The sequence below is a fragment of the Desulfosarcina cetonica JCM 12296 genome, from assembly GCF_001311845.1.
GTDB lineage: Bacteria > Desulfobacterota > Desulfobacteria > Desulfobacterales > Desulfosarcinaceae > Desulfosarcina > Desulfosarcina cetonica.
On the sequence record NZ_BBCC01000194.1, the window covers coordinates 1 to 11332 of the forward strand.

Genomic DNA, 11332 nt, shown 5'->3' on the forward strand with positions numbered 1-11332 from the left:
CCAAGGGCGACGCCGGCCTTGGCGCCGGCCCACGCCATGGCCCATCCGCCAGCCGTTCGAAGGGTTTGTGCAGCAACCGGCTTTACCGATCCCTGCTGGTAGCTTTCCGCCACGGCACTTCCCATTTGAACGGTGTCGACGACGATGCCGACAACTAGAAACACGCGGCCACCGATCTTCAGGTATCGTAGCTGTTTCGCCTGGATGAGCTGGGGACCGGTCAAAGGTGCATGGTTGCCATGACTGAACGTGGCAAACATTCCTTTTTGGTTGACGTGGTAAAAGCTGTGCGGCGTTTTGCCCACCGGGGTGTGGGCGTCCCAGGAATAGAATTGTTTACCGTTGGTAAAGATCGTAAACAGACGTGATTCCATGACACCCGGCTGCAGCCAGCGGCTTGCGTCGGCAAAGCGGATTCTCATGCCGGGCGGCAGGCTGACGCCGTTGAACCGGGCAACCGGAAAAGACGTCAGCTGATAGGCGCCCGCACCCCGAACGAGCCCGAAAAGGTCGCCCCTATTGGCCCCCTGCTTGGGTGAGGAGGGGGGTACGAACGGAAGTAGGCTGCCGGAACCGTCTTCGATGGCCGGGAGTGCGTTGAGCCCGACCAGAACGCGGTCTTCGGTGGATAATGCGGTTTGCCGCAGAATGCCTTCTATTTTAATCAAATCCGACTGCCGGGGCAGGTGGATGGCGATGCCCGTTGGCCCGGGTCAAGGCAAAGATACTGACTGATCTGATCGGTGGGGTTCAGTGGCCAGGCTTCGGCGGCCGATATACCGTAGACTCTGCCGGGTAGCGGCTGCGCGCGCTGGATGGGGGTAATGCGAACCGAGAGGGTCTTCCCCTCTGGGACCGACAGCGGTTCGGTCGCAACCGGTGTCGTTGCTGAAAAGCTGGGATTGGCCATGGTTGCCTCGTTTTGCGTGGGTGTCATGCAGCGGACTGCCGGTTGAAGATTCAGGAAGCGTTCATTCGAGGCCAAAGCAAAAAGGCAACCCCTGCGGATGACATATTACTCGCAAAACGATCCTTTTTTCAACCTCAACCCTATACACCAAAACAGTTTGCCGAGCAGGGTAACCGCATTTGGATCGATTTCTATTTTTCGCGGTTATGGGAGGGAAGTTGGAGACGCCTCCAAGTTCTAAATTTAATATAAAATCTCTAAGTGGTGAGCCAGTCCGTCCGAAGGGGTGCCTGTATTGTAGATGATCTTGCATTAAAGTTTAAAAGTCAAAGGTGTCCCGATAGCCCGTTATCAGGGCAAACTCGGCGGTCTTGACACGCATATGGACTGGAGGTAAAAAATGTATATTACAAGTGACATAAAGCCATGAAGGGGTATTTAAAGGGATTGACGCTTCGTTGAAAAAAAAGCTGTAATGATCGGAGAATACAAAATAGTATGGGCTGAAGTCGCAGAGAGCGATTTAAAAGAGACGATTGAATATATTGCTGATGGATTGCTTAGAAATGAAATCGACAATAGCATTAATAAAAAGCGCATCAACCTTAAAGCCGAATGTTGAAGTTTTCGGCGTAAGTGGAAGTCCAAGAATTAATGGAAACTCTGATATCCTGTTGAAAAATATAATATCTGGCGTCGCTCAAGAAAAGATCCCTTGTGATTATTTAAATCTAACAAAAGTAAAATTCCAAGGATGTGTTGGATGCGAAAAATGTAGAAAAGATAAAATATGTACCGGTTTAGTCGATGGGATGTCCGTGATCTATAAGAAAATAATTTCATCTAAAGGTCTTGTTCTAGTATCCCCGACCCATAATTATAATATCACGTCATGGATGAAAGCATTTATTGACCGCCTTTATTGTTTTTATAATTTTGAAAATGACCGCCCGAGAAGTTGGTCAAGCCAATTTTCCAATCAGGGTCGAAAAGCCATAATTGCAGCAATATGTGAGCAAGAATCCACTGAAGATATGGGCTTTACTTTAGAGGCGATGAAAAAGCCACTTAAAGCACTCGGGTATGAAATCATAGGAGAGCTTTCTGTGTTCAAGATATTCGATAAAGCAAAGATCAAAAATGACAAAAATACAATTGACAGAGCATGTCAATTGGGTAAAGAACTGGCCCGTGCCATAAAATAGCCACCATTAAGATGCGACTCGAATCCTACGTTGTTCCCTATGCAAGCAAAAGGAATGAAAATGGATAGGAAAGCCAAAATAAAGGAATACAAAGATACTCCGCGACCAATGGGTATCTTCCAGATTACAAACAAGGTTAATGGTAAAATTCTTATCGGCTCAAGTTCTAATTTACCAGCAATACTTAATCGCTTTAAAGCAGAGTTGAGGTTGGGTAGCTGTCGCAATATTGTGTTACAGAAAGAATGGAATGAATTTGGCGCTGAGGCGTTTGTATTTGAAGAACTTGAAATCCTTAAACCCTTGGATGATCCAAGTTATAATCCTAAAGAAGATCTTCGATTTCTTGAGGCGTTATGGACCGAAAAGCTAAAACCATACGGCGAAATGGGTTATAATAAACCATAAAAAAATCGCACTTAATACGGTTTAACCGGTGGAAATGGGGAGAAAATCATCACGAATTTTCTCCCCATTCAGTTTTTCGCAACGCCCCTCCCCCCTGTGGATGGCAAATTCCTCGCCAAACGATCCTTTTTTCAACCGCAACCCCAGACACCAAACAGTTTGCCGAGCAGGACAACGGCCTAGTTGCCCGAACAGGGAACAAACCCCAGTCCGCGGATCATGGCATGATCGTCCGAGGGATTGCGGCCCGGCGCCGTAAGATAGTTGCCGGTCATGATCCCCGAGGCACCGGCTTGAAATACCCGGTCGTGATAGCGCCCCAGATGGGTCGTCCGACCTGCACAAACGATGATCGGTTTATCGAAAAGCAGATAACGCAGCAGGGCGATGATTTTCAGACACCGCAAGGCGGAAATCCTCGGGATCTTCTCCAGGCGGGTTCCGGAAACGGGAATCAAAAAATTCACCGGGACGGCATCCACATCCAGATGCCGAAGGGCCATGCCCAGTTCCAGAACCTGTTCATCGCTTTCCCCGATGCCGAACAGACCACCGGCACAAACGCGCATGCCCGATCGCTTGGCGGCCCTGATGGTCTCCACCCGGTCCGCGTAGGCGTGAGACGTGCAGATCTTCTCAAAATGACTTTCGGCGGTCTCCAGATTGTGATGGTAACGCGTGATTCCGGCCCGTTTCAACACCTCGAAATCCGTTGCCCCCAAGGTTCCCAAGGAGGCGCAGAAGCGCACATCGGTGTTGGACATGCTGGCCATGGCACCTGCCAGACGCGCCACTGCTTTCCCGGACAGGCGGCCGCCGCTGGTGACCACGGAAAATCGGTGGATGCGGTTGGCCTTGGCGTATTGAACCCCTTTTCGGATCTCTTCGCTGTCCATGAGCGGATAGATCTGAGCATCGGTTCGGGCGTAGGCCGACTGGGCGCAAAAGGCGCAATCTTCCCCGCATTTTCCCGATTTGGCGTTCAGGATGCAGCAAAGATGCACCGACCGTCCGAAAAAATGCTCACGAATGGCATCCGCCCCGGGCAGCATGTCGAGGACATTCTGCTCGGGCATGCGGGCCAGTTCCGCATAGGTCGCATCGTCCGGCGGGTTCCCGTTAATAATCGCCGTTGCCATATCCAGGCATTGTTGTTTATCCACGATCAATCCATTTTATTGAAGTGTTGTACCAGCGCGTCCCGGCGAATCGCCCGCATGGGTTCGATTTCCAGAATGACGCGTGTCCGTCCGTAGTACTCGATGGCGCTTTTGTTTGATGGGTCCCTGGGGCCGTTCATGACCACACCGAGGATCTCCAGGCCATGTCGATTCAGTACATCCAACGACAACAGCGTATGGTTGATGGTCCCCAGGGTGCTGCGGGCCACCAGAATCACGGGCAAGGCCAGCTGCTTCATGAGATCCAGCATCAACTGGTTTTCGTTGATGGGCACCATGATCCCGCCAGCCCCCTCCACCACCAGCCGACCGGCTTGTACCGGCAATTGGAAGTCTTCCAGATGAATACGAATCCCCTCGCGCCGGGCTGCCGCGTGGGGAGACAACGGATGGCTCAACCGGTAGGTTTCCGGAAGAAAACGATCCGCAGCCAGGCCGGTCATCTCCCGGACCGCTTGCGTGTCCGCCGGCGGGCCGCTTTGAATCGGCTTCCAGTAGTATCCGTTTTCCATGCCGGCCATGAGAATCGCCGCGACCAGGGTTTTGCCCACGCCCGTGTCGGTGCCGGTGATGAAAACGCTTTTACTGTTCATGCTGCTGCCGCCGATGCCTTCCAGGCGAGAATAACCGACGCCAGATGCCGGATCTGCTCCCAGCTGTGGGCGGCCGATAGGGCCAATCGGATGCGGGCCATGGCGGCCGGGACCGTGGGGAAGCGAATGCCCGAAGCCAGGATCCCGTTTTTCTCCAGATACGCGGCCAGGTCCATGGTCTGTGCTTCTCCGCCGACGATAACGGGGAGGATCTGGGTCGAGGAAAGGCCGGTATCGAAGCCCGCCAGCTTGATCTGCCGGCGCAGAAAGCTGACCTTTTCCCACAATTCCGCTCTTTCCCGGTGCATTTGGGGTACGAGGTCCAGCGCGGCATCCACGGCCCCGATCACGGCCGGCGGCAGGGCCGTGGAATAGATGAACCCGGTGCAATAATTAATGAGATATTGGGCCATTTTTTCCGTGCAGGCAACAAAGGCCCCGAACGCCCCCAGGGCCTTGCTCAATGTCCCGATCACCATATCCACCGGTTTGCCCGGACACAGCCCCATGCCGCCCGCACCCAAAACGCCGGTGGCATGGGCTTCGTCCACGATCAACAACGCGGAGAAATCATCCGCAAGCTCGGCGAGCGCGTCGATGTCGGCCCGGTCGCCATCCATGGAAAACACGCTTTCGGTGATAATGAGTACCCGGCTGTGGCGTCCCCGCGCGTCTTCCAGGATGCGGCGCATGGCGGCCACGTCGTTGTGGGGGGCCACCTTGACCGTGCACCGGGCCAGTCTCGTTCCCTGGATGATGCTGTTGTGGTTCAGGCGGTCGGAGACGATCAGTGTGTTCTTGTCGGCCAGGGCCGGAATCACCGTCGTGTTGGCCTGAAACCCGGAATTGAGTACCAGCACGCGTTCGACATTCAGCAAACCGGCCAGTTTTTCCTCCAGTGCGTGGGTGCAGGCGAAGCTGCCGCACACCAGCCGGGAGGCCGTGGCACCGGCACCGAACCGGTCGGCGTAATCCTTGGCGGCAGCGATGACCCGGGGGTGCTTGGCAAGCCCCAGGTAGTCGTTGGAACAAAAATTCACCAAGGCATGTCCGGCCGCATCGACGTCGGTGGCCGAGACGGGAACCAGGGGCCGCAGGCTGCGCAGCAGATGCCCTTTTTTTCTTTCGCGTATGGCGGCGTCGACAAATGCGTATTTATCGGCAGCCGGCGGGTGTCCGAAGATTTTATTTTCCATTGCTCATGGCTCGTATTCTTGGATGACCCGACACATGGCCTGGCACAGCCGGTCCAGATCAATATCGGAAATGATGTAGGGGGGCATGATGTAGACCAACTTTCCGAAGGGCCTGACCCACACCCCCGCGTCCACGAAGGCTGCCTGCATTCGGGCCACGTCCACCGGCGCGCGCATCTCGACCACACCGATGGCGCCCAGCACGCGTACATCGGCCACCTGGGGCAAATCGGCGCAAGGGGCGAGGCCTTCCCGCATGCGGGCCTCCATGGACCGGATGGTTTCCTCCCAGGCCGATTCCAGGAGCAAGCGGGTACTGGCCACGGCAACGGCGCAGGCCAACGGGTTGCCCATGAAGGTGGGCCCGTGCATGAATACCCCGGGATTGCCGGAGCCGATCACCCGGGACACGTCGGCGGTGGTCAGTGTCGCCCCAAGGGTCAGGGTGCCGCCGGTCAGGGCTTTGCCCACACACATGATGTCCGGGCTCACCCCGGCATGCTCACAGGCGAACAGTTTCCCGGTACGGCCGAATCCCGTGGCGATCTCGTCGGCAATGAAGAGCACCCCGTAGTGGTCGGCCAGCGCCCTTACCCGGGCGACATAGCGGGGATGGTAAAACCGCATTCCACCCGCCCCCTGGACCACCGGTTCGAGGATGATGGCCGCCGTCGTCCGGGCGTGCGTCTCCAGCAGATCCTCGAGGCTTTGGATATCCGATTCATCCCAGGGCATATGGAAGGGGGTACGGGGGGCATCGGCAAAATAGTTTTGCACGAGAAAGTCTGAAAAAAGCGAATGCATGCCCGTATCCGGATCGCAGACACTCATGGCACCGAACGTATCGCCATGGTAGCCGCTTCTGATGGTCGCGAAGCGTTTTTTTTGCGGCTCCCCCTTGGCCTGCCAGTACTGCAGGGCCATCTTCATGGCCACTTCGACCGATACGCTTCCCGAATCGCACAAAAAGACCTTCTCCAACCCCTCCGGGGTCAAGGCCACCAACAGGCGGGAAAGCGCCACCGCCGGACCATGGGTCAGGCCGCCAAACATCACGTGGGCCATGTTTTCCACCTGGTCTTTTACGGCCGCGTTCAACCAGGGATGGTTGTACCCGTGGATGGCGCACCACCAGGAGGCCATGCCATCGATGAGATCACGACCGTCCGCCAGCCGTATGCGTACCCCCTTGGCCGACGCCACCGGATAGACGGGCAGCGGACGTTCCAACGACGTATAGGGATGCCACACGTGGGTTCTGTCATAATCGAGAAGGTCTCTTGTCCACGGATTCATCTGCGCCCACCCATTTCGTTAACCAAAATTTTTTTGAGGGTTAACGAAATATTTTCCGTTCGTCAACCGGATATTTCAGGGGACGTCCGGGGGACGCATTTAGCGTCATCCATTAAGGGGCGGATCAATAAAGCGGTAGGTTATGTCAAATGCAGGTCCCCGATTCCCCATGCCCCTATCCCCTTTGCCGCCATCAGGCCGGGTTTGGGACTTGATGCGCGCTAAAGCACAGGGTATGCTGGTTTCCATTGCCCCCTTTAGATAGTGCCCATCCACGAATGGCCAATTTGCCCGATATCGGCGTTGCGCTTAAAATTTAATCCTCGGAATATCAAACATATGCCTGCGGTTAAATTTTGCGCGCGCCTTGATCTCGACCCAATTATCCTATTCGTGGATGGACACTAGATAACGTGCCGCACTCAGAGAACCCGGCAAATGACCTCGGATGCCAACTCCGCTGCACTCTATTTGCCCCGGCGATTTGCAAGTTGGCTACTGGATAAAAATCCCGAGCTTACATGACACAATGGCGTTTTATGAATATTCTAATCGTTGCAATTGGCAGTCACGGCGATGTAAATCCATTCATAAAGATCGGCATCGCGCTTCGGAAAAGGGGCCATGAAGTTACCCTTCTGACAAACAGCTATTTTAAAGATTCGGTGCAAGACGCTGGGCTGAATTTTGTAGCTGTTGGAACCATAGAAGAATATAACAAAATGGTGGAGGAAGTTGATTTAAAAAATCCAACCCAAACGACAAAAGTCGTGATGCGGTATTTATATTTTCCGTCCATTAAAAGGACCTATGAATCCATTAAGGCGTTGCTTATTCCGGGGGAGACCGTCGTTGTTGGAATTACCATGGCATTTGGTGCAAGAATGGTACGGGAAAAACTCGATGTGCCGATGATAACATGCCATCTGGCACCGGTTTCCCTTCCTTCCATTGTGCGTCCGGCAAGGATGGACGGTGTCTGGATGCCGTATTGGATGCCTAAGTTTTACAAAGAAATCCTATGGCGGTTAATTGATAAGGCGGCGGACCTGTTTCTCGGCCCTCCGATAAATAAAATGCTTAATATGTTAGAACTGCCACCGGCCAAGAGTATCATTCGAAATTGGATCCACTCCCCTGACAAAGTCATTGGATTGTTTCCAAGCTGGTTTGCAGAGCCGCAACCTGACTGGCCGAAGAATACAGAACTTACAAATTTTATTTGCTTTGATGAAGCCAGCAGAAATCCGATGCCAGCAAAACTCGAAGCCTTTATCGGTCATGGTGAGCCAACTGTTGTTTTTACAGCCGGCACGGCTGTAAAAAATGCAGCGACATTTTTCAAAGAATCCGTAAAAGCATGTGAAAGATTAAATGTTCGTGGCGTTTTTCTTTCCCGTTACAAAGACCCTATCCCGAACCCTCTGCCGGATACTATTCTTTATTGTGAATATGCACCTTTTAGCAAGTTACTTCCGCTTTCATCTGCATTGGTTCATCATGGCGGCATCGGAACTTGTGCCCAGGCTTTATCAGCAGGTATTCCGCAGCTTTTAACACCGTTTGGCATGGATCAGCACGACAATTCATCACGTCTTATCAAACTTGGTGTCGGTGACGAAATCAGCATGAAAAAATATAAAAGTTCTATCGTCGCCAAGAAGCTTGGAATATTGCTTGCGGATGAAGACGTCCACGCAAGTTGCAAGAAAATTGCCGATAAAATGAAAAACAGTGACCCCCTTTCCCATGTGTGCCAAATCATTGAGGACCAGGTTGATCATGGGGAATCAATGCAATACGGCCACGGAGGTGCCGCGTAAGGCCGATATCGGACGTGTTGCGAAACCGTCAAAATCGATGAACGCGTTCTTCCTTTTTTCCCACGCCATTTCACTCCAATTCCAGACAAAATTGTTGTATAGCGCAACAAAAGCGAAAGTTTCTGGTTCTTTCGTGACTGGTCCGCTTTATTCAAAACGGTTTTGATACCCGGCGGTTAACATCCCGGCAAAGCCCGTCGATACCCTGGCAGCACGATTGCAAAGGTTCCCTGCGGTCCGCGTGACGCGGACCCGTGCATATCGATAAACGCCATCTAGCGAACTGAAAGGAAATGCAATGGAGCGATTCAATGGAGTGGTAAACGGTTTGGGCATGTCAATCCTGGTATTGGCGGTGGTAATGATGGTCGGCCTTGCACCGGCGGCCGTGGCGGCCGAACCACTGAAGGTGGCCGCAGTTTTCGAGACCCCCATCGAGGAGCCCTGGGTCAACCAGATCCATGTGGCCCTGGTGAAAGCCAAGAACGAACTGGGCATCGTGTATGACTACTCGGAGAGCGTCAAGTCGGCCGACTTCGCCCGGGTCATGCGCGAGTATGCCGAAAAAGGCTATCAGCTGATCATGGGCGACGCCTTTGGCGCCGAGCGCATTGCCCGCCGGGTGGCCCGGGATTATCCCAACGTGGCCTTTGTCTTCGGCTCGGGCATTGGTCCGGCCGAGCCCAATTTCGGTGTCTTCGACAACTGGATCCACGAACCGGCCTACCTCTCCGGCATGATTGCCGGCAAGATGACGAAGTCCAACCTCATCGGTGTGGTGGCGGCCATGCCCATTCCCGAAGTCAACCGTTTGGCCAACGCCTTTTACGCCGGCGCCAAGGAGGTCAACAAGGACGTGAAGTGCAAGTTCTCCTTCATTGGCTCCTTCTTCGATCCGCCCAAGGCCAAGGAAGCGGCCCTGGCCCAGATCGAGGCCGGTGTGGACGTGATCTACGCCGAACGCTTCGGCGTGGTCGAGGCGGCCGTCGAGAAAAAGGTCCTGGCCATCTCCAACATGTCCGACCAGTCCAGCCTGGGGCCGGACACGGTGATCACCGGGCCGGTGTGGGATATGTGGCCCACGGTGAAGCAGGCCATCAGCCTGGTCAAGGCCGGCGTCTACACGGCCCAGGATTTCGGCGGATTTTCCTATATGGCCAAGGGCGGCGCGTACCTGGCCCCCTATCACCAGTTCGACGCCAAACTGCCGGCCGAGGTGAAGGCCATGGTTGAAAAACGCAAGCAGGAGATTTTGGACGGTACGTTTCGGGTGGATATTGATGAATCCATCCCCAAATCCGAGTAGAAGCTGTCTTAAAAATGTCTTCCAGCCCAATCTCGGCGTTGGATCCACGCTTCGAATCCTCGACATATTCCATATATGCCTGCGGTTCGAAACGTGGATCCGCCTTGATCTTGATAGGACCTACCATGCACGAACCACCGCCGCTGCTTGAAATGCGCGGCATCACTAAGCGTTTCGGCGCCGTGACGGCCAACGATGGCATCGACCTGACCCTGGCCGCCGGCGAGATTGTCGGCCTGTTGGGTGAAAACGGCGCCGGCAAGACCACCTTGATGAACATTCTCTTCGGTGCCTACGACGCCGACGCGGGCAGCATCCGCATCCAGGGCCGGCCGGCGACCATCCGCAATTCGGCCGACGCCCTGGCCCTGGGCGTCGGCATGGTACACCAGCACTACCACCTGGTACCGTCGCACACGGTGTTGGAAAATCTCATGGTCGGGCAGGCCGGGGCAGGCTGGCGGCTCAACCCCCGACGGATCCTGGATCGCCTGAAAGAAGTCGACGACCGCTACGGGCTTTACCTGGACCCGCAGACCCTGGCCGGCGACCTGACCGTGGGCCAGCAGCAGCGCCTGGAAATCATCAAGGCCCTGGTTCGTGGGGCGCGCATTCTGATTCTCGACGAGCCCACGGCCACCCTCACGCCCCAGGAGGCCCAGGGACTCTTCCGGGCCATGACCGCCATGGCGCAAAACGGCATGGGTGTGATCTTCATCAGCCACAAGCTGCACGAGGTGCGCGCCATCACCACGCGAGTGATAATCCTGCGCCAGGGACGGGTGGCGGCCACGCTGGCCAACGACAATCAAACCAGCAAACGCCAGCTGGCCGAGCTGATGTGCGGCCAGCCGGTGACCCCGCCGCAGAAGCAATCCGTCCAGCGCGGCGAAATCCTTCTGGAATTGGAGAATATCCATACCGCCAACGGCTCGCGCCGGGGCCTCAAGGGAATCCACCTGAAGGTCCACGCCGGGGAAATCGTCGGCGTGGCCGGCGTTTCAGGCAACGGGCAGCGAGAACTAGCCGATGTGGTGGCCGGGGTGCTGGCGCCTTCGGCCGGGCAGATGCGCGTGGCCGGCCATGCGGTCACCGCGTCCTCTCCGCGAACCCTGCAGGCGCTGGGCGTGGGCCGGATTCCCGAGGATCGCATGGGCACCGGATTGATCACCACCCTGCCGCTGTCCAGCAACATCGTCCTGCCGCGCATCCACGAGCGGCGTTTCAGTCGCTTCGGTTTTCTCAAGCCCGGCGCCATCCGGCAGTTCACGCGAAACCGCATTCAGCAATTCGGCATCAAGGCGGAGAGCAGCGGGGTTCGTGCCGGCACCTTGTCCGGCGGCAACCTGCAAAAGGCCCTCTTGGCCCGGGAACTGGCCTGGAATCCGCGCGTCCTGCTCGCCGCCCAACCCAC

The 11332-nt window shown here is 55.3% G+C and carries 11 protein-coding genes; 5 read left to right on the top strand and 6 right to left on the bottom strand.

The genetic code is table 11. The features are described 5' to 3' along the window. Both JCM12296_RS28045 and JCM12296_RS28050 read right to left on the bottom strand, forming a co-directional pair. Window positions 1-668, bottom strand: a 668-nt coding sequence (locus tag JCM12296_RS28045; RefSeq protein ID WP_218188325.1) for a hypothetical protein, incomplete at its 3' end; no start/stop codon positions are given. Beyond that, window positions 665-937, bottom strand: coding sequence for a hypothetical protein (locus JCM12296_RS28050; protein ID WP_054700012.1), 273 nt, complete (start codon window positions 935-937; stop codon window positions 665-667). The genes JCM12296_RS28050 and JCM12296_RS28045, both read right to left, overlap by 4 nt. Before the next feature lie 539 nt (window positions 938-1476). Here JCM12296_RS28050 and JCM12296_RS28055 point away from each other — a divergent pair. Then, window positions 1477-2115 (top strand): flavodoxin family protein, encoded by a 639-nt coding sequence (locus tag JCM12296_RS28055; RefSeq protein ID WP_054700015.1) that lies wholly within the window; start codon window positions 1477-1479, stop codon window positions 2113-2115. 60 nt (window positions 2116-2175) lie between these two features. Next, complete coding sequence (locus tag JCM12296_RS28060; protein ID WP_054700017.1) at window positions 2176-2523, top strand: GIY-YIG nuclease family protein; 348 nt, start codon at window positions 2176-2178, stop codon at window positions 2521-2523. A 179-nt stretch (window positions 2524-2702) separates the two neighbouring features. Here JCM12296_RS28060 and bioB read toward each other — a convergent pair whose 3' ends face one another. Genes bioB through bioA form a run of 4 tightly spaced genes read right to left on the bottom strand, consistent with a single transcriptional unit; the run spans window position 2703 to window position 6789 of the window. Continuing rightward, a complete protein-coding gene (gene bioB, locus JCM12296_RS28065) occupies window positions 2703-3686 on the bottom strand; it encodes a biotin synthase BioB (RefSeq protein WP_054700018.1) in 984 nt (327 codons plus the stop codon). Between the two features lie 2 nt (window positions 3687-3688). Next, window positions 3689-4297 (bottom strand): dethiobiotin synthase, encoded by a 609-nt coding sequence (bioD, locus tag JCM12296_RS28070; protein ID WP_054700020.1) that lies wholly within the window; start codon window positions 4295-4297, stop codon window positions 3689-3691. After that, window positions 4294-5493 (bottom strand): aminotransferase class I/II-fold pyridoxal phosphate-dependent enzyme, encoded by a 1200-nt coding sequence (locus JCM12296_RS28075; RefSeq protein WP_054700022.1) that lies wholly within the window; start codon window positions 5491-5493, stop codon window positions 4294-4296. Before JCM12296_RS28075 ends, bioD begins: the two co-directional genes overlap by 4 nt. A gap of 3 nt (window positions 5494-5496) precedes the next feature. Further along, window positions 5497-6789, bottom strand: coding sequence for an adenosylmethionine--8-amino-7-oxononanoate transaminase (gene bioA / locus JCM12296_RS28080; protein ID WP_054700024.1), 1293 nt, complete (start codon window positions 6787-6789; stop codon window positions 5497-5499). A gap of 521 nt (window positions 6790-7310) precedes the next feature. Here bioA and JCM12296_RS28085 point away from each other — a divergent pair. From JCM12296_RS28085 to JCM12296_RS28095, 3 genes are all read left to right on the top strand, one after another. After that, a complete protein-coding gene (locus JCM12296_RS28085; RefSeq protein WP_083456592.1) occupies window positions 7311-8612 on the top strand; it encodes a glycosyltransferase in 1302 nt (433 codons plus the stop codon). Between the two features lie 298 nt (window positions 8613-8910). Beyond that, entirely contained in the window at window positions 8911-9918 is a 1008-nt protein-coding gene (locus tag JCM12296_RS28090; RefSeq protein WP_054700027.1) for a BMP family protein, read from the top strand. 125 nt (window positions 9919-10043) lie between these two features. Beyond that, the coding region (locus JCM12296_RS28095) for an ABC transporter ATP-binding protein (protein ID WP_054700029.1) at window positions 10044-11332 on the top strand (1289 nt) is incomplete at its 3' end.

What these genes read in the sequence shown, in the direction of transcription:
- JCM12296_RS28055 (WP_054700015.1), top strand. Translation starts at nt 1,477, where the DNA reads ATGAAATCGACAATAGCATTAATAAAAAGCGCATCAACCTTAAAGCCG.
- JCM12296_RS28060 (WP_054700017.1), top strand. Translation starts at nt 2,176, where the DNA reads ATGGATAGGAAAGCCAAAATAAAGGAATACAAAGATACTCCGCGACCA.
- bioA (WP_054700024.1), bottom strand. Translation starts at nt 6,789, where the DNA reads ATGAATCCGTGGACAAGAGACCTTCTCGATTATGACAGAACCCACGTG.
- JCM12296_RS28075 (WP_054700022.1), bottom strand. Translation starts at nt 5,493, where the DNA reads ATGGAAAATAAAATCTTCGGACACCCGCCGGCTGCCGATAAATACGCA.
- JCM12296_RS28050 (WP_054700012.1), bottom strand. Translation starts at nt 937, where the DNA reads ATGACACCCACGCAAAACGAGGCAACCATGGCCAATCCCAGCTTTTCA.
- JCM12296_RS28090 (WP_054700027.1), top strand. Translation starts at nt 8,911, where the DNA reads ATGGAGCGATTCAATGGAGTGGTAAACGGTTTGGGCATGTCAATCCTG.
- bioD (WP_054700020.1), bottom strand. Translation starts at nt 4,297, where the DNA reads ATGAACAGTAAAAGCGTTTTCATCACCGGCACCGACACGGGCGTGGGC.
- JCM12296_RS28085 (WP_083456592.1), top strand. Translation starts at nt 7,311, where the DNA reads ATGACACAATGGCGTTTTATGAATATTCTAATCGTTGCAATTGGCAGT.